We start from the raw sequence: 17,858 nt of genomic DNA on the forward strand, positions 1-17,858 counted from the left end.
TTGTTGGCGGCATGGGGTATCGTACGCGCCCATGTGCTTAATTGTCTTTAGCTGGGATGAGGACCAACCTGCACTCAGGCTGGTCGCCAACCGCGACGAATTCCATGCTCGGCCGAGTAGCCCACTTGGGTTTTGGGCCGATGCACCAGAGATACTGGCCGGGCGAGATTTGACCGCCGGTGGCACTTGGCTGGGAGTAAGTCAACGAGGACGCTTTGCCGCCATTACCAATGTCCGTGAGCCTGGGTCACAGCTCCCAGAGAATCCACGGTCGCGGGGACATTTGGTGAGAGACTTCCTGCTGAGCGAACAAACAGCCATGGAGTTCTGCACAGCCCTGGAGCCCCATGCTCAGGAGTTTCCCGGCTTCAATCTGCTGGTGCTCGATGGCAAGGACATGGTGTACTTCGGTAACCGCCATCCTATACAGCTGCTCCACAGCGGCCACTATGGATTGAGCAATGCGGGTCTGAACAGCAGCTGGCCCAAGGTAGAACAAAGCGTAGCGGCCCTGGCCGCCCAACCCAATACCGCATCATTATCGGAGGATGTGCAGCTGCTGAGTCGGCGCGAGGCCTATGCGGATAAGCTACTACCCGATACTGGCGTGGGCCTCAATGCAGAGCGCCTGCTCTCGCCTCCGTTTATTGTGTCGCCGGGTTATGGCACCCGCTGCACCACGGCCCTGCGCTGGAGCCCTGAGGCCGTTCAATTGCTCGAGCACAGTTACGATAGTGCCGGAAAGGTGACTACTGTGGTCAAAGAGTCTATGCAGCACGTGACAGGCCTCAGCAGCGTCAGCCCATAGCGCTCTGCTGCTCCGGCAGAATCCAGACATTCGGGGCTGTGCGCGAGGCGGGGTCAGGCACATCGTCGGTAGCGACCACACCATAAGCGCCGCAGACCGCACTATTGCGGGCAGACCCCGGAATAAGGCGTGGCGAGCGCCCTTAGCTCGGCGCCCACCACAATGATTCAGGAGTGATTCAGTACCGACGCGCCTGAACGATGCCGCCCTAAGAGCTAGCCCAGGTGCGCAAAGCGCCCAAGCCTGGCTTGCCTCGCTGCCCAGCCTCGCGTTGAATTTTGTGCAGGGCGCGCTCTAAGGCGGCAATGGCCTCTTTGTTTCCTTCCCGGCGATATTCGGGCAGTCGTTGGGCGTAGTCATCGCATTGGCGTAGGAAGCGCTCGATGTCATAGCCTGTGAGCGTCGACAATTCGGCCTGCTCACCAATGCCCATGCGCACCACCATACTGGCATTCAGGCGCTGTTCCACCACGTCTTCGGGCACCAGCAGAGTGGGCTTACCCAGCCAAATAGCCTCGCTAATAAGTTGGTTGCCGGCAGTGCTCAAAACTCCGCGACAACCGGCCAAGTCGTCAACGAAGCCCCGCTGGCTAGGCGCACGAAAAGATAAGTTGTCATCATCACCGACCCGGCCGGTGCCATAGACATGCACCGGAATGTCCAACGCCCGCAGCGCCTGTTCGACGCCGGGAAGGAACTGGTGTGGCCCCTTGTTGAAGTAGGCCAGCAGGTAGTCCCCCTGATGGGGCCTAGCCTGAAGCACCATATCGCGCAGAATGGGCCCTACAGTTTGAACATTGCGATAACGAGTGGGGCAATCGTAGAAGCTCGATACGATGGCGTAGTCGGGAATACCCATCAAGGTGCGGTAGCCAAAGGCATCGCGCGCGGCTGCGAAGCGATCCGCCATGGGAAAGCTAGGCTTGCAATAAGCCATGATGCCAACATGATCCAAAGAAACGCGTGGTAAGCGCCGCTGGCGGGCCACCTTATGCGTCCAGGCTTCAGAGTCGGAGATCACCACATGCGGCTGGAACGCATCCCAATCCTTATGCAGCGCGGCGACACCCTCACCACCGAATAACACGTCGGCCATCGGCTTCACGTTGTCCAGAATCGTGCGCTGGGTATCAACGCGCCCATCCGCGCCGTAACGCCACGCGATGGTCGGAATTAAGGTGCAGTCGAATTGATCCTTCATCACGGCATAGGCATCAGGGCCGGCAAACACGCGGACCTGATGCCCTTGTTCTAGCAGGCTGGGAATAATTGCGCTGGAGCGCATGGCATGGCCGCGCCCATAACCCATAATTCCGTAAGCAATCCGCATGATCTGGCCCCTGCCGACTCTTGGTGAAATTGCAGCTTAGGCCATGAATTACAACGCTACGGTGACAACACTGTTGCGCTTTGGTGACAGCCGCAGATTGCTTTCAGGGTCCGGGCTGCCTACCATGCGCGTGGGGAGTCACTTCTACGTGGTACACGTTTTTCATGATCGCTGTTCGTCATTGTGTGGGCCTAGCATTGCTGAGCTCGGTATCGGTTGCTTCTGCGGGTTGGTTCGACTGGTTTAAGCCAGCCGAATGGGCTGGGGGTGTAGCGGGCCTTTTCGACTCAGATGGTGAGGGCGGGCGCGGACTCTATCTCGGTGGCTCGGCCGGCGTTATGCGTGCGGACTATGGGCTACAGCGGCGCTTGGGCGGCGTCGCAGACCGCGGCATCATTCCGGACGATGTGCTGTACATGGATGAGCCGGCCTACATGACCATCGCCACCTTACGTGGTGGATGGCAACCCTTTCGTTGGCTGGAAGCAGAGGTGGAGTGGGGCTTCGACGTCGATAAGGCCGAGGTCAGCGAAAATCCGCGCCAAGTCGCTGAGCTCGACAGCCTGACCTCGGTGATGCTGCGACCGCAATTACCATTAGGTGGAGCCAACCTCTTTTTAGAGCTTGGCTTTAACGATATCCGCATCAATACCCAATGTGGCACCAGCGATACCAATGCCGACGCGGATATTCGACGCGACCCGACTCTGGAAGCCAGCTGCCAAAGCTTTGAAGAGTCTAGCTTTGCTTACGGCGCCGGGGTGAGCTTTAAGCTGTCACAGCAAGCCAGCCTGCAGTTTGCGTGGCGGCAGATGTACGACGACGATTTCAACAACAACGGCGATAATGACAGCGTGACCGGTCTGAGCATCGGCGTCACTATGGCCTTTGGTGGCGGCAGCAGCGACGACTATTACGACTAAGCGGCGAAACGCCGCAGCCGGGAGCAACTATTTCGCAGTGCGCTTGGGTGCGCCTGAGCTTTGGCTTATGCACTCTGGTCTGGGCTGTCGGCGCCGGTGAGCGTGTCCTCTCTAGATTGTTCTTTCCAGAGCTTGGCGTACAGTCCCTGCTTGGCAAGCAGCGCCGGGTGATTCCCCTGCTCGACAACCTGCCCTTGATCCAGCACCACAATGTTGTCGGCGTCACGAATCGTCGATAGCCGGTGGGCGATGGCAATACAGGTACGATCTTGCATCGCTTCGCGTAGGGTCTGCATCACGCTGGCCTCGGCCTGCGAATCCAAGCTAGAGGTCGCCTCATCTAATATCAACAGCCGCGGGTTCTTCAGCAGTACACGGGCCAAGGCGATGCGCTGCTTTTCGCCACCAGACACTTTCATCCCCCGCTCGCCGACCAGGGTGTCAAGACCCTCAGGCGCTGCCTCCAGCAAGCTATCCAAAGCGGCCCCTTGAGCGGCTTCAGCGAGCTGCTCAGGGCTGGAATCAGGCCGACCATAGGCGATGTTGTGGGCAATGGTGTCGTTCAGCAAGACGGTATCCTGGGGGACAACACCAATGTTCGCGCGCAGAACCTGCAGTTGGTAGGCGCGCAGGTCCAAGCCATTCAAGCGTATTTGCCCAGCCTGGGGGTCATAAAAACGGAATAACAGCTTGGCCAAGGTGGACTTGCCACTGCCGCTGGGGCCGACGATGGCCGTGGTCGTACCTGGCTCCACGGCAATGGAGATGCCCTTAAGGATGGGCCGCGCCGGATCGTAAGCGTAGTGCAGTTCGTCAATGTCCACACGCGGTGGAGCCTGGAGCTGAAGGGTCACAGCATCTTGCGCATCCGCAATGGTTGGCGCGATGTCGAGCAGGCTGAACAAACGCTGTACAGCGACCAAGCTGGCCTTGATTTCCCGGTACACAAAACCGAGGAAATTGAGTGGGGTGAATAACGACACCAGATAGGCGTTCACCATCACGAAATCGCCGGCTGTTTGGCGTCCGTCCACGACGGCCATTCCGGCAAGGATCAACATGCACAATAGGGCGACGGCGATGATGAGGGCCTGCCCTGCGTTGAGCACTGCTAAGGAAATACGCGATGAGCGCATCGCGCCCTCCCAATCCTCAAGCTCACGGTCATAGCGTTTGAGCTCACGCTCTTCTGCACCAAAGTACTTTACTGTTTCAAAGTTCAGTAAAGCATCCACGGCCCGTCCATGGGCCTGGGAATCCATACGCATGCTGGTGCGCACATGCCGGGTTCGCCACTCGGTTACCGCCACTGTCCAGGCTATGTAGGCCAGTACAGCCACGAGCATTACCACGCCAAAGAGCCAGCCAAAGGCGCTGACCAAGATCACCGCGACCGCCGCGATCTCGATCAATGTGGGCAAGATATTGAACAGCATGAAGCGCAGCAGGAAGCGAATCCCAGACACACCACGTTCGATGTCTCTGGACAAGGAGCCGGTTTGACGGGATTGATGAAATTCCAAATCCAGGCTTTGCAGATGCGCAAAAACCTGAACGCTCACCCGGCGCATGGTGCGCTCTGTGACCCGCGCGAAGACCAGGTCCCGCCACTCGCCCAGCCAGCCTCCTGCGAGCCTGAGGCCGGCGTAGGCGCAGATAATCCCCAGCGGCAAAGCCAGATTGAGGGCATATGCCGAGAGTCCGTCCACCAGTAATTTGAGCAACCACGGGGTGACCAGCGTGGCCGCCTTCGCCAAGGCGAGCAACACCAACGCCAGCACCACACTACTGCGTTCCTGCAGGAGGTGAGGTACCAGTCGTAACGCTGAACGCCACTCCGGGTTGAGGCCGGCGCTGGATGGGTCTTCTAGGCTATGGCGCATGCGCAGGTGTTGCCCTGGTCGAAATCGGGTTGATGCAATGCTTGGCCCACAGGCGAGCCGATCGTCCGCTTGAGGGGATGCTCAGAAGCCACCATAGCAGCGTCACTTCTCGGGAGTCTGATCGCGGGTAGCACGGCGCGCTGTTGCCTTTAGGAGCATCAGTCAGACTCACAAAACACCGTTACCAGCCTCGCCGGTAGAGGCGAGGCTCGCATCGATGACGCTTGCAATTAAGAGTGGCTGATTTCGCGGACGGCGCGTAATACGTCGCGCCGACTGATTTGGCCGATAAGACGATTGTCTTCAACCACAGGAAAGCGCTTGTACGGTGTATCCAAGAACATCTTGGCAATTTCGAGAATGGAGGTATCGCTCTCGACTGTCACAACCGAGGTCGTCATGAAATCACTGACCGTGCCCGAGTACTGATTGTGGTAACCGGCCGTTAAGGCGACCTTGATGCAATCTTTCTCCGACAATAGCCCGACGATGTTGCCGGTGTTATCGATAACGGGAGCACCAGATATGCCGTTTTCAAGCAAACGGTGAATCGCCGTCATCACATCCAAGTCTGGTTTGAAAGTGACCAGACTGGCAGCCATATATTGTTTGGCCGTGATTTCTTGTAGCACCGAGGTCTTCCTCCATGATGGCGTCCTCGGCTGAAGTCCCTGACACCTTATTTCAAGGCGTTACTAGCGAGCTGCGACCGAGGCGACACAGCTGGCTGATCTTCATCATCACATACTTTGCGGCCGGCTGCGGCACAGGCGCAATCAAAGCCATCTTTGGCCGCAATTCCCCCGCAGGAGCCTTTGATGGGCTTGTTTGCGACCAAGGCGCCCACTGCCATTCCGGTTACAGCTAAGAGCATGATGACGAAGGAAATTGCGATTGTGGCAAGCATGGTTGAGTCCTGGTCGGTGTTACTACTAAGGGACGATGCTGCGAAGACAACAAAGCCGGTGATACACAGCATCACCGGCCTTTGTTTGGATCATCCCGATACGGATGCGTTCATTGGCGCGCCTAGATCAGCCACCAAAATCATCCAACATGATGTTTTCGGGCTCTACACCAAGATCGGTCAACATCTTGATGACGGCCGCGTTCATCATAGGTGGCCCACACATGTAGAACTCACAATCTTCCGGTGCCGGGTGATCTTTGAGGTAGTTCTCGTAGAGCACTTCATGGATGAAGCCGGTATCCCCTTCCCAGTTGTCTTCAGGCTGAGGGTCGGACAAGGCTACATGCCAATCAAAGTTGTCATTTTCCTTGGCCAGCATGTCGAAGTCTTCGACATAGAACATCTCACGCAGACTGCGTGCCCCATACCAAAAGCTCATTTTGCGATTGGTCTTGATGCGACGCAGCTGATCAAAAATGTGTGAACGCATGGGTGCCATGCCGGCGCCGCCACCCACGAACACCATTTCCGCGTCGGTTTCCTTGGCGAAAAACTCACCGAAGGGCCCCGAAATGGTTACCTTGTCGCCCGGCTTCAGGTTGAAGATGTACGAACTCATTACACCCGGCGCCAAATCCATCCGTGAGGGCGGCGGCGTCGCAATCCGCACGTTGAGCATGATGATGCCCTCTTCCTCTGGATAGTTCGCCATGGAGTAGGCCCGGAGTGCCGGCTCCTTAGGCTTAGAGACCAAGTCGAAGAGTTTGAACTTATCCCAGTCACCGCGGTATTCATCGGCGATTTGGAAGTTTTTGTACTCAATAACGTCGTCGGGGCATTCAATTTGAATGTAACCGCCGGCCCGGAAGTTCACGTTTTCGCCGGCCGGGAGTTCGAGTACCAACTCCTTGATGAAGGTCGCGACGTTGTCGTTGGAGCGCACGGTGCACTCCCACTTTTTCACGCCAAAGACCTCTTCAGGAACATGAATTTTCATGTCCTGCTTCACGGTCACTTGGCAGGACAAACGGTCACCATCGCGGGCCTCGCGTTTGGTGATGTGTGATTCCTCGGTAGGCAGAATGGAACCACCACCTTCATTCACCTGCACACGGCATTGGGCACAGGTGCCACCACCGCCACAAGCGGAGGGAACAAATAAGCCAGCGTTGGCCAATGTGCCCAAGAGCTTGCCGCCGGTTGGCGCTTCGATGGTTTTTTCGTCGTTAATGGTGATCTTGACGTTCCCCTGGGGCACTAGCTTCGAGCGAGCGGCCAGGATGATGGTCACCAAGGCCAGCACAATGCCGGTGAACAGGGCGACGCCGAGGGCAATCTCAGTCATGGTTCAGTGCGCTCCTAGAGTTGCACGCCGGAGAAGGCCATAAACCCTAAGGCCATCAACCCGGTGCTAATGAAGGTAATACCCAGACCTTGTAGCCCATCGGGCACGTCCGAATACTTCAGCTTCTCCCGTATGCCTGCCAGAGCAACAATGGCAAGCGCCCATCCCGCGCCACTGCCGAGGCCATAGACCACGGACTCGGCGAAGTTGTAATCCCGCTCCACCATGAACAGCGTGCCCCCCAAAATGGCGCAGTTCACGGTGATAAGTGGCAGGAAGATCCCCAGTGCCGCATGCAGTGCGGGCACGTACTTGTCCAAAAACATTTCCAGAATTTGGACCATCGCAGCGATCATGCCGATGTAAGAAATCAAGCCCAAAAAGGACAGATCGACATTCGGCAGCCCCGCCCAGGCCAATGCCCCATCTTTGAGCAAGAACTGGTACATCAAGTTGTTCGCGGGAACGGTGATGGCTTGCACCACAACCACGGCCACACCCAGCCCGATGGCTGTGGAAATCTTCTTGGACACGGCCAAGAAGGTACACATGCCCAAGAAGAAGGCCAGCGCCATGTTCTCTACGAACACGGCCTTCAAAAACAGATTAACGAGCTCGGCCATCAGACTGCTTCCGTACGGTGGACTGCGTGGATCTGGTAGTCATGCTTTTCGACCTGCGCAGGTTTCACCGTACGCAAGATCCAAATGAACAGACCGATGATGAAGAAGGCCGACGGAGGCAGCAGCAGCAAGCCCATGGGGGTATACCACCCGCCTTCGGTCGCAAGTGGCAGGATCTCAATGCCGAGCAAGGTCCCTGCACCGAAAAGCTCACGAACGGTCGCAACCACAATGAGTATCATCGAATAACCCAGCCCGTTGCCAATCCCATCCAGGAAGCTGGGAATGGGAGGGTTCTTCATCGCGTAGGCTTCGGCGCGCCCCATCACGATGCAGTTCGTAATGATCAAGCCCACAAAAACGGAGAGCTGCTTCGCCACGTCGTACACGAAGGCCTTGAGCATCTGATCCACCACGATGACCAAGGAGGCAATGATGGTCATCTGCACAATAATCCGGATGTTGCTCGGAATATTCTTGCGAATCAGGCTGATGAACAAGTTGGAGAAGGCCACCACGCTGGTGAGCGCGATACACATAATCAACGCAGTTTCCAGCTTGGTGGTTACGGCCAACGCAGAGCAGATGCCGAGCACCTGCAAGACGATGGGATTATTGTCGAAGACCGGTTCTGTCAGGATCTTCTTGTTGTCAAAGTCCGCCATTAGGCCTTGCCCTCCCGCAAGTTCTTAAGAAACGGTTTGTAGCCGTTCTCACCCATCCAATACTGCAGCAAGTTGGTCACGCCATTCGAGGTCAGCGTAGCCCCAGACAGGGCATCCATCTTGTGCTTGTTACTCGGGTCGCTATGGTCCACTCCCCCTTTCACCAAGCGAATCTGGACATCACCATCTTCGCCGTACACTTCTTTGCCGTCCCACAGGGCTTTCCAGGTGGGGTTGTCCACTTCCCCGCCCAGTCCTGGCGTTTCGGCATGCTCGTAAAAAGACAAACCCACCACCGTGTCGGCGTCCCCTTCCAGGGCTAAGTAGCCCCACAAGGTGGACCACAAGCCGTAGCCCCGCACTGGCAGAATAATTTTTTCCACGGCGCCGGCAGCATCGCGAATCAAATACACCGTGGAATAGCGCTCACGCATCTTCACATCGGCAATGTCTTCACTGGCAGGAATCACTTCAGCCTGAGCAGGATCCTTGGAGGCCTTACGCTGATCGTATTCCAGCGGGTCTTTGGCATCGCTGAAGGTGCCAGTTTCTAAGTCCACCAAACGGGCCTCGAATTCGGCGAAGACCTCCTGCACGCTGCGCCCCTCCAGAGGCACATCAGCCACGCGGACGATGTTGCGTTGCAGGTCAGCCAACTTGTTGGCTTCCTGGGCCGGGCGCAGGTAGACCGCCGCGGCCGATACCGCGACGGAACACACCAGACACAGAGTCGTCGCGACCAGAACGGTTTTGACGATGCTGTCGTTAGGGAGGTCTTTAAAGGCCATGAATCAATTTCCGAGTGGTTCAGGCAGCCGGTTGCGCTGCTGCCAAGCGATTACGGCGCCGCTTAATGTTGGCATTGACGACGGCGTAGTCGATCAGCGGGGCGAAGATGTTGGCGAACAAGATCGCCAGCATGATGCCTTCGGGGAAGGCCGGGTTGATCACGCGAATCAAAATGGTCATGAAGCCGATGAGTGCGCCAAAGGCGTAGCGACCCGCGTTGGTCATGGATGCCGATACCGGATCGGTGGCCATGAACATCATGCCGAAGGCGAAGCCACCAATGCTCAGGTGCCAATACCAAGGCATGGAGGTCATGGGGTTGTCGGCTGAGCCAACGGCGTTCATTAAGGTGGCCGTGGCGACCATCCCCAGGAACACGCCCAAGATGATGCGCCAGTTGGCCACCCCGGTAATCACCAAGAAGGCACCGCCAATCAGGATGGCCAAGGTGGAAGCTTCACCGATAGAGCCTGGTAGCTGACCCATAAAGGTCTGCATCCATGTCATCCCAGAGTCGGTGATCGCAGATACGCCGCCCAGGGCAGCCATGCCCAAAGGAGTCGCACCTGTCCAGCCATCAACAGCGGTCCAAACCGCATCGCCAGACATCGCTGCGGGATAGGCAAAGTACAAGAACGCACGTCCGGTCAACGCGGGGTTCAGGAAGTTCTTGCCAGTTCCGCCGAAAACCTCTTTACCAATCACCACACCAAAGCTCACGCCCAAAGCCACCATCCACAAAGGGATGGTCGGTGGCAGCGTCAGCGAAAATAGAATGGATGTGACGAAGAAGCCTTCATTCACTTCGTGGTTACGCACCGCAGCAAAAATCACTTCCCAGATGCCGCCCACAATGAAGGTGGTCATATACACGGGCAGGAAGTAAGCGAAGCCGTGGAAGAAGTTGTCCAGCACACTGTTCGGGTTATAGCTGTTGCCAAACAGTTCCAGTAGAGCGCCGCGCCAACCATCAACACTGGTCATGCCCAGTTCAGCCATCGCGCTATTGGCCTGGAAACCGATGTTCCAACAGCCCACCAGCATGGCTGGCATAACGGCCAACCACACGTAGATCATCACCCGCTTCAGATCAATGCCGTCGCGTACGTGCGGCGCGCCGCGGGTCACATCCGGCGGCGAATAGAAGAAGGTGTCGACCATCTCATAGACGGCGTAGTACTTCTCGAACTTCCCGCCCTTGGCGAACAGGGGGTGCATTCGATCCAGAAATTCGCGTGTTTTAGCCATGCTTAACCTTCTTTCTCAATCTGTTCGAGGTTCGCCCGCAAATACGGGCCGTAGTCGTATTTCCCAACGCAGACAAAGCTGCACAGGGCCAAGTCCTCCTCGTCCAGTTCCAGGCAGCCCAATGCCTGGGCGGTGTCTGTGTCCTTGACCAGCAGCGCGCGAAGGAGCTGCGTGGGCAGAACGTCCAACGGCATGACCCGTTCATAATTGCCGATGGGAACCATGGCGCGCGGGCTCCCGTTTTGACTGGTGCTGAACGCAAAAGTCTGCCGCGCACGCCGCAACGCCGACACGAAGACGTTGTTGGCTGAAAATTTGTTGGTGCCAGGAGCAACCCAGCCCATGAACTCGCGCTCGCGACCTTCGCGCAGCACGGTGATTTGGTTGTGATACCGAGACAGGTACCGCCCCCATCCGGCTGCCCGGCGCCCCGATAAAACAGCCCCGGAAAGCACACGAACCTCGGTCGAGGTATCGATTTCGCCGGCAATCAGCTCGTCGGTACACACGCCAAGCTGGGTACGAAGCAGGCGCGGACGCGTCACCTCCGGTCCGGATAGCGCAACGACCCGTTGTGTATCCAGTTGGCCTTGGGCGAACAGGCGACCAATGGCCATGACATCCTGGTAGTTGATGTGCCATACGACACGTTCAGCGCTCACTGGCTCTAGGTTATGAATATGCGTTCCAACCAAGCCGGATGGATGCGGGCCACTAAACTCGGCGACGTCCACATTATCGAGCTGAGGCACATCAATAGAGGCCCCGGCTCGTTTGCACACCCAAATTTTGCAGTCCACCAGAGCACGCAAGACCTTGAGACCGCGTTGATAGGCGTCTAAGTCATCGGCGATCACGACGGCTGGGTCTGCTGCGCCAGCATTGCTATCAATGCTGGTGACAAAAAGAGCCGCAGGGCTGGCATCGACGGCCGGCACTTTGGAATAGGGGCGCGTGCGCAAACTCACCCATAACCCGGAGGCAATCAGCTGTTCGCGCACTGCGGCACTATCCAGCCCCGCATCGATCTGGGCGTCATCGAAAGCGGTGAATTCAGCCGCTTCATCCCCATCAACGCGAATCACCACCGACTGCAAAACCCGGCGAGCACCGCGATTAATCGCCTCCACTTCACCGCAAGCCGGAGCCGTGTACAAAACGCCAGGGTTCTTCTTGTCCTCAAACAACGGCTGACCACGCTTCACGCGGTCACCTTCAGCCACCAACATGGTGGGCTTCATGCCGATGTAGTCGCCGCCGATGACGGCCACACGACCGGTTTGGGGGCCCTCCTCAATCCGCTGTTCGGGACTGCCGGTCATGGGGAGGTCCAGACCTTTCTTGATCGTGATCTGCATAGGATAGGGATATCTAAGGTGGGGAAATCCAGCCCACTGATTTTACGGCATTTGCTGCGTTGCAGCCAAGTTGGCTGGAGCATCCGAGGCGCTGCGGGGCTTTAAAGCCTCGTCAGTATCCATGGTAGGGAAGGACTGCGCTGAGTGCGCCCCTATCCCACAAGCCGCTCACTTTGGCCCTTGGCCCGGCTACCGGGCGAAATCGATGCCCACCACCATGAGCGAGACCGCCCCCAGCACTAGCTTGACCAAAGTCTAAGGGGCCCATGCGGCCTAGCCACTGCACCCGCCAGAAGCCTGCGCCAGCAGAGCGCGCATAAAAAAGCCGCGCCCGAGGGCGCGGCTGACAGTGTCATCGTTATTGTTGTGTTGACACGCTGTCTTAGGAGTTGGTGAACTCCGGATAGGCTTCTAAACCACATTCGCTCTGGTCTGTGCCTTCGTACTCTTCTTCTTCGGTCACCCGCAGACCCATAACGGCCTTGATGATGCCCCAGACAACCAAGCTGGCCACAAAGACCCAGGCGAAGATGGTCACAGCACCAATCAGCTGACCACTGAAGCTCACGCCGTCGTTGGTCAAAGGCACCAGCAACAGACCCAGCAGACCGCAGGTTCCGTGCACGGAGATGGCACCGACGGGATCGTCGATCTTCAGCTTATCCAGACCGATGATGGAGAACACCACCAAGATGCCGCCCATGGCACCGAAGATCGTGGCTTCCAAAGCGGTCGGTGTGCTGGGCTCAGCGGTAATAGCAACCAAGCCAGCCAGAGCACCGTTCAGGGCCATGGTCAGGTCGGCCTTACCAAAGAGCACGCGAGCGAGCAGCAAGGCAGCAACAGAACCACCGGCAGCAGCGGTATTGGTGTTCAGGAACACCATGGCCACCGATGCCGAGCTGCTGATATCACCCAGCTTGAGCACCGAGCCGCCGTTAAAGCCGAACCAACCCATCCACAGGATGAAGGTACCCAGCGTCGCCAAAGGCAGGTTGGCACCGGGGATAGCATTGATTTTGCCGTCGGCTCCATATTTGCCCTTACGTGCACCAAGCAGCAGAACACCAGCCAGAGCCGCAGCGGCACCAGCCATATGCACGATGCCGGAACCTGCAAAGTCGGAGAAGCCCAGATCGCCCAAGGTGTACATACCAAAGACAGAGGCACCGCCCCAGGTCCAGCTGCCTTCCAGTGGGTAGATAAAGCCGGTCATCACCACAGCGAAGAGCAAGAAAGCAAATAGCTTCATGCGCTCGGCCACCGCACCAGACACGATGGACATGGCGGTTGCCACGAACACGACCTGGAAGAAGAAGTCAGAGGCACCAGCGTAGATGGAACCACCGCGGAAGCCGTCCTCACGCTCCGCAAAGTCGCCCAACACAGCATCTGCATCGACATCAGCGATACCGGAGAGGAACAGGTCTCCTCCGTACATGATCATGTAACCGCAGATGAGGTACATGATGCAGCTGATCGAGAACAAAGCAATGTTCTTGGTCAGGATTTCGGTGGTGTTCTTAGCCCGGACCAAGCCGGCCTCAAGCATGGCGAAGCCTGCCGCCATCCACATCACCAGAGCGCCACACACCAAGAAGTAGAAGGTGTCTATGGCGTACTGCAGTTCAAAAATATTGTTTTCCATAACGTTTCAAGTCGCTCCGTTGTTATACGTTTGGCACTCGTTATTTAGAGAGCGTCTTTGCCGGTCTCGCTGGTGCGGATGCGAATAGCTTCCTCCAGCGGGGAAACGAAGATCTTCCCGTCACCGATCTTGCCGGTGTGTGCGGCCTTACTAATGGCCTCGATCACGGCTTCGACTTGCGCGTCGTCCACGCCAATCTCAATTTTGACTTTCGGCAGAAAGTCAACGACGTACTCCGCCCCGCGATACAGTTCGGTGTGTCCCTTTTGCCGACCAAAGCCTTTGACTTCGGTCACAGTCAGGCCCTTCACGCCAACTTCAGAGAGCGCTTCGCGCACCTCATCCAGCTTGAAGGGCTTGATGACGGCTGCTATCAGTTTCATCGTGTGCTCCTAGTGAACCAGTGGTGGTCGGAAGCCCCAATACTTCCGCTGCAATGACTGCGAAGGGGGCTGAAGCACCAACCGTGCCAAGTTGCCAAAAGGGGCCAAATCGCAGAAGCTTGCGCCCATGTTGGAACTCAAAACACTGCAAGACCTCTCCGACCGCTTGGCGGCGGTGCTACCGCCCGGCATGAGCCAGGTGCGCGACGAGCTGCGGGAGAATTTCCGGATGGTGCTGCAAGCTCGGCTGGCCGAGCTCGACTTGGTGACCCGGGATCAGTTCGATGCGCAAAAAGCCTTATTGGCTCAGTCGCGTAAGCGGCTGGAAGAACTCGAGCAGCGGCTGCAGACCCTGGAAAGCCAGAACTGAGGCGCGCCGCAGCCTGCGGCGTCGTGAGCGTGCAGCTTCACAAGCCCGCCGGCAGCCGCACGGCAAAGCTCCCCCGGCCGAGAGATGCGCCCACGGAAATCCGCAGCTCGGCTTGGCGCACCATTGTGGTGCAATACCCTGGCTACCCCCGCCAGGGACTGTGCAAGCCTCATGATGAGCCCGATCACATGGAGGCATCGGCGCCCGACAATGGCGGCGGATGATGTCGATGCTTAACGGAGCTGCCATGTAGGCTTTGGGGCATATCGCCAAGCCAGGTTGAGCGAGAAGGAGCTCTCGAGCCTCAGGCTATGTGCCCACTTGTCGCGTTGGGAGCGCGCTCCGCGAAGACCAAAAAAAAGCCGCACTGAATGCGGCTTTTTTGCGAAAACATGGGCAGCGATGCACTAGGGCAGGCTGACCCCAGCATTTTCCAACATGTACACCACGGAGCGACGGATATCGTCGTCGCTGAGGCTGGCGTCACCACCACGTGGTGGCATGCTGTTCTTGCCGTTAATCGCATTACTCACCAGCATGTCCAAACCGGCCTCGTCCAAACGAGCCTGCCAGCCGGCTGTATCGTCTAGCTTAATCGCCCCCAGCACGCCCGCCATGTGACAGCCAGAGCACACCCCATTCACGATACCCGAGGCATCCCGCGCCGCAGCCACTTCGGTGGCAGCTGGTGCAGCCGGTTTGGCAGCTGCAACCGCCGCCGCATCTGTATACACAGCGCCTACCGGAGCAATGCGTTCAGCAACGGCCTTGGTCCGCTCAGGATTCTCTTTTTCGTCGGGATCGATGGTGTTGGCAATGGCACTGATCACTACAGTGATAAGCACCAACACTCCCAGCACCAAGCTAAAGGTGTTGAAAAAGACCCGGTCGTGACTGTGATCAACGGCAACACCGTTCACTACTTCAGTATCGTTTTGTGACATCGCGAATGACTGTGAAAGCGGGAAAATACCGTCGCGCGAACTGTTCCCCAGCGCATGCAACGGGTCTGAATACTTGCGAAGTTTAACATTGCGCCTAAGGCTTCTGGGCAACCGCAGTATGGTTGTATTGCTGCTCCATAGCATCCAGCGCAGATTTGATCTGTGCCTGAATGGGACCAAAGTCACGGGTCTGCGTGGCTTCCGGCACCGTGATTGGTGGCCCGTAGTACACGTCTATAGTGGTGAATGGCCAGGGAATTCGTAGCCGATCCCAACTCGGCACCGTCCAGTAGCGCTGCGGCACCACGAAATAGGGCACCACTGGCACACCGGCCTTGCGCGCCATGTCGATTACGCCAAACTTTACCTCGTAGAGCGGCCCGAGGGGGCCGTCCACCGTCACCGCGCCAGGGTAGCCTTGCTGCAAATAAGCCACGAGCTCATCTCTGGCTTGGCGGCCGCCTTTGTCTCGTCCACCCCGAGCGGAACTGCCACGCGCTGGCAGATGACCCAAGGAACGCACCACATGGGCAATAGCCTCACCATCGCGGGAGCGGCTAATCATGGTGGTAAAGCAGCGACGACCGCTCTCGGCCATGATGGCTGAGACCAAGTTTTGGTGCCAAAACGCCATCACAAAGCCGCCCTTCAAACCGGCGCGGTCGGCGGGCAGATTCTGCTCGCCATGAATGCGATAACGGCAACTCCGACGCAGGAGTTGAATGATGTGCAAGAGCACGAAGTACAGTAGGCGGCGTCCCATCAATCGTGGCTTGAGGTCTGTGTCTCCACCGCCATTATCCGGGATTCGATGCGGCCGACGCAGCCCGACCTCGAGCGGATCGCTCGCAAATCCAGCGCAACAAAGCGGTTTGCTCCTCGGGCGCGTAGTAAATCCCGTCCGGCACAAAACCCAAATCCGCCAAAACGCGCTGGGAGGCGCGATTCTCTGGGTGACAAATAGCCCATACCGAGGCCAAGCCCAAACTGGCAAAGCCCAAAGCCAGCACTTGCTGCGCCGACTCTCGACCAAAACCCTGCCCCCAAAACTCGGGCAGCAAGGCAAAACCCAGGTCTGGCCCTGGCAGGCCACTGCGGCGCAATAAACCACATAACCCCAGCGGCTGTCCGGTCGCCAACGCTTCACACACCCAAAGTCCCATCCCCTCGCGCTGGAGGTGGGATAACAGCCGCTGCTCGATGTACCCCTGCGCGGCGACCTTGTCCGCCAGAGTATGGGCGCTGATGTAGCGCTGCCATGCAGGCTGCATGACCAGCTCGCGGACAAACTCCGCATCGTCCAACGACGGTGCCCGAAAGCGCAGACGCGTACTGGGTTTAGGACAGATCATGACTCAGGGCCGGCCGCTGATGTCGGCTGTACAGCCAAACCACCCAAAGACCCAAGGGCAGGTCCACGCCAGCGCAAAATGGCGCCCACCAAATTGGGCGACTGCTATGGCCCCATTGTCCTGGTAGCCACAGATCAAACAGACCATGCGCAACCAGCGCCCAGCCGACCAAGGCCCAGGCCTGACCAAGAAACACCGGGCTCAAAGCCAAAACCATAAAAACCCCGGCACAGAGCAGCTCCAGAGCCGGGTTTTGCTCGGCCAACAAGGCAAACAAGGGGTAATAACTGGCAATCACCATGGTCAACATAGGGTAGTAGCTGCGCTCCCGGTCAAAACCAGTCAGCCAACCCAGTACGGCCAGAACCAAAGCCAAAACCAGCCCCGCCAAAGCGGCGACTACGCTTGTGCCAGCGTCCACAGCACCGTTCCCGCGAGCCCCACCAAAGCCACGGCACTTACCGCGAAGCTGGCCGATCGCGCCAGGCTCCAACCCAGGTAGTAACACAGCATATGCCCTATGCGGCCGAGCCCATAGGCCACGCAGAAACCATTGGTGAAGGATGTTGGCGCGGCTGCGAACACGGCCACCAACGCCAAGATGACAAAGGCGGTCAGACTTTCATTGGTATTAGCGTGAGCGCGTACAGCGCGAAAGAAAAACGAGCCCGCATCCGGAGTCACAGGAAAACCGGGGCGATGGCGGCTGAGTATTCCAGCCACATCGGCCACCAAGAGTTGGACGATGCTTAAGGCGCCCATGCCAGCCAGCACCATCAACACGGGCTGGTAAGCCGACCATAGCGATGATAGTGATGCCTCAGGCATGGGCATGGACTCGTGGAGCGGCGTAGACACCAAAGTAAAAAAGGCCCGTGGTAATCAGCGCTGTGGCCGCTACCGAAGACCACGCCAAAAACTGGACCAAGCCGCCCCAAGAGGCCCAAGCGCCTTGGAGGCCGTAGCTGAGCAAAATAATGCAGGCACCCGCATTACTGACCAAGCCCACCCAAATTGGCCCATGCGCAATTGCACCGCGCACGGCAGCCTGCAAGGCGAAGCTATAACCCACGCACAAGGCCAAATAAGCCCAACCCAGCAATCGCAAGAACAGCATACTGGGCTGCTCGGGCAGGCCGGCGGCCTGCAGCCAAGCGGCTGGCAAAGCAATCAAAGGCAAGCACCAAAACACAACCGTCGCCGCAATCTTGAAGCGCAGTGTCCAAATCAACCCCGTCATTATCACTCCACCCCGTTCACACGCCGTGCAAGCGCACTT

At 57.8% G+C, this 17,858-nt stretch carries 21 protein-coding genes; 3 read left to right on the forward strand and 18 right to left on the reverse strand.

Going from position 1 to position 17,858, the window contains the following annotated elements; all coding sequences use genetic code 11:
- Window positions 1-31 precede the first annotated feature (31 nt).
- A complete protein-coding gene (locus tag KI787_11415; protein MBV6630560.1) occupies window positions 32-808 on the forward strand; it encodes an NRDE family protein in 777 nt (258 codons plus the stop codon).
- Between the two features lie 208 nt (window positions 809-1,016).
- Here KI787_11415 and KI787_11420 read toward each other — a convergent pair whose 3' ends face one another.
- The gene (locus tag KI787_11420; GenBank protein MBV6630561.1) at window positions 1,017-2,138 is read right to left on the reverse strand and encodes a hypothetical protein; all 1,122 of its coding nucleotides are present in this window, start codon (window positions 2,136-2,138) and stop codon (window positions 1,017-1,019) included.
- A 164-nt stretch (window positions 2,139-2,302) separates the two neighbouring features.
- Between KI787_11420 and KI787_11425 the strand changes: the two genes are divergently transcribed.
- On the forward strand, window positions 2,303-3,061 hold the full coding sequence (locus KI787_11425) for an outer membrane beta-barrel protein (protein ID MBV6630562.1): 759 nt from the start codon (window positions 2,303-2,305) through the stop codon (window positions 3,059-3,061).
- A 65-nt stretch (window positions 3,062-3,126) separates the two neighbouring features.
- On the opposite strand, the gene KI787_11430 is transcribed toward KI787_11425, so the two are convergent.
- The 11 genes from KI787_11430 to glnK all read right to left on the reverse strand — a co-directional run bounded on the left by KI787_11430 (window position 3,127) and on the right by glnK (window position 13,913).
- Window positions 3,127-4,944: an ABC transporter ATP-binding protein/permease gene (locus KI787_11430; GenBank protein ID MBV6630563.1), complete on the reverse strand. Its 1,818-nt coding sequence runs from the start codon at window positions 4,942-4,944 to the stop codon at window positions 3,127-3,129.
- A gap of 230 nt (window positions 4,945-5,174) precedes the next feature.
- Entirely contained in the window at window positions 5,175-5,576 is a 402-nt protein-coding gene (locus KI787_11435; GenBank protein ID MBV6630564.1) for a CBS domain-containing protein, read from the reverse strand.
- Between the two features lie 47 nt (window positions 5,577-5,623).
- Window positions 5,624-5,851, reverse strand: coding sequence for a (Na+)-NQR maturation NqrM (gene nqrM, locus KI787_11440; GenBank protein ID MBV6630565.1), 228 nt, complete (start codon window positions 5,849-5,851; stop codon window positions 5,624-5,626).
- A gap of 127 nt (window positions 5,852-5,978) precedes the next feature.
- Entirely contained in the window at window positions 5,979-7,199 is a 1,221-nt protein-coding gene (nqrF, locus tag KI787_11445; GenBank protein ID MBV6630566.1) for an NADH:ubiquinone reductase (Na(+)-transporting) subunit F, read from the reverse strand.
- A 14-nt stretch (window positions 7,200-7,213) separates the two neighbouring features.
- Entirely contained in the window at window positions 7,214-7,822 is a 609-nt protein-coding gene (gene nqrE / locus KI787_11450) for an NADH:ubiquinone reductase (Na(+)-transporting) subunit E (protein MBV6630567.1), read from the reverse strand.
- The gene (locus KI787_11455; protein MBV6630568.1) at window positions 7,822-8,487 is read right to left on the reverse strand and encodes an NADH:ubiquinone reductase (Na(+)-transporting) subunit D; all 666 of its coding nucleotides are present in this window, start codon (window positions 8,485-8,487) and stop codon (window positions 7,822-7,824) included. The genes nqrE and KI787_11455 overlap by 1 nt, the downstream gene beginning before the upstream one ends.
- Complete coding sequence (locus KI787_11460; GenBank protein ID MBV6630569.1) at window positions 8,487-9,275, reverse strand: Na(+)-translocating NADH-quinone reductase subunit C; 789 nt, start codon at window positions 9,273-9,275, stop codon at window positions 8,487-8,489. Before KI787_11460 ends, KI787_11455 begins: the two co-directional genes overlap by 1 nt.
- A 19-nt stretch (window positions 9,276-9,294) precedes the next feature.
- Window positions 9,295-10,524 carry an NADH:ubiquinone reductase (Na(+)-transporting) subunit B gene (locus KI787_11465; GenBank protein MBV6630570.1) on the reverse strand — a complete coding sequence of 410 codons (1,230 nt, stop codon included), beginning with the start codon at window positions 10,522-10,524 and terminating at the stop codon, window positions 9,295-9,297.
- 2 nt (window positions 10,525-10,526) lie between these two features.
- Window positions 10,527-11,882, reverse strand: coding sequence for a Na(+)-translocating NADH-quinone reductase subunit A (locus KI787_11470; protein ID MBV6630571.1), 1,356 nt, complete (start codon window positions 11,880-11,882; stop codon window positions 10,527-10,529).
- A gap of 382 nt (window positions 11,883-12,264) precedes the next feature.
- On the reverse strand, window positions 12,265-13,530 hold the full coding sequence (locus KI787_11475; protein MBV6630572.1) for an ammonium transporter: 1,266 nt from the start codon (window positions 13,528-13,530) through the stop codon (window positions 12,265-12,267).
- A gap of 44 nt (window positions 13,531-13,574) precedes the next feature.
- Window positions 13,575-13,913, reverse strand: a complete 339-nt coding sequence (gene glnK / locus KI787_11480) for a P-II family nitrogen regulator (GenBank protein MBV6630573.1) — start codon at window positions 13,911-13,913, stop codon at window positions 13,575-13,577.
- Window positions 13,914-14,040: 127 nt separating this feature from the next.
- On the opposite strand from glnK, the gene KI787_11485 reads away from it, so the two are divergent.
- Window positions 14,041-14,283, forward strand: a complete 243-nt coding sequence (locus KI787_11485) for an accessory factor UbiK family protein (GenBank protein ID MBV6630574.1) — start codon at window positions 14,041-14,043, stop codon at window positions 14,281-14,283.
- Between the two features lie 407 nt (window positions 14,284-14,690).
- On the opposite strand, the gene KI787_11490 is transcribed toward KI787_11485, so the two are convergent.
- The 6 genes from KI787_11490 to KI787_11515 all read right to left on the reverse strand — a co-directional run bounded on the left by KI787_11490 (window position 14,691) and on the right by KI787_11515 (window position 17,819).
- Window positions 14,691-15,203: a cytochrome c5 family protein gene (locus KI787_11490; GenBank protein MBV6630575.1), complete on the reverse strand. Its 513-nt coding sequence runs from the start codon at window positions 15,201-15,203 to the stop codon at window positions 14,691-14,693.
- A 118-nt stretch (window positions 15,204-15,321) separates the two neighbouring features.
- A complete protein-coding gene (locus KI787_11495) occupies window positions 15,322-15,990 on the reverse strand; it encodes a DUF374 domain-containing protein (GenBank protein MBV6630576.1) in 669 nt (222 codons plus the stop codon).
- Between the two features lie 34 nt (window positions 15,991-16,024).
- Window positions 16,025-16,579 carry a GNAT family N-acetyltransferase gene (locus KI787_11500; GenBank protein ID MBV6630577.1) on the reverse strand — a complete coding sequence of 185 codons (555 nt, stop codon included), beginning with the start codon at window positions 16,577-16,579 and terminating at the stop codon, window positions 16,025-16,027.
- A complete protein-coding gene (locus KI787_11505) occupies window positions 16,566-17,000 on the reverse strand; it encodes a hypothetical protein (GenBank protein MBV6630578.1) in 435 nt (144 codons plus the stop codon). The genes KI787_11500 and KI787_11505 overlap by 14 nt, the downstream gene beginning before the upstream one ends.
- Complete coding sequence (locus tag KI787_11510; GenBank protein MBV6630579.1) at window positions 16,979-17,407, reverse strand: MAPEG family protein; 429 nt, start codon at window positions 17,405-17,407, stop codon at window positions 16,979-16,981. The genes KI787_11505 and KI787_11510 overlap by 22 nt, the downstream gene beginning before the upstream one ends.
- A complete protein-coding gene (locus KI787_11515; GenBank protein MBV6630580.1) occupies window positions 17,400-17,819 on the reverse strand; it encodes a hypothetical protein in 420 nt (139 codons plus the stop codon). The genes KI787_11510 and KI787_11515 overlap by 8 nt, the downstream gene beginning before the upstream one ends.
- Window positions 17,820-17,858 lie beyond the last annotated feature (39 nt).

The sequence above is a fragment of the Oceanococcus sp. HetDA_MAG_MS8 genome (assembly GCA_019192445.1).
GTDB lineage: Bacteria > Pseudomonadota > Gammaproteobacteria > Nevskiales > Oceanococcaceae > MS8.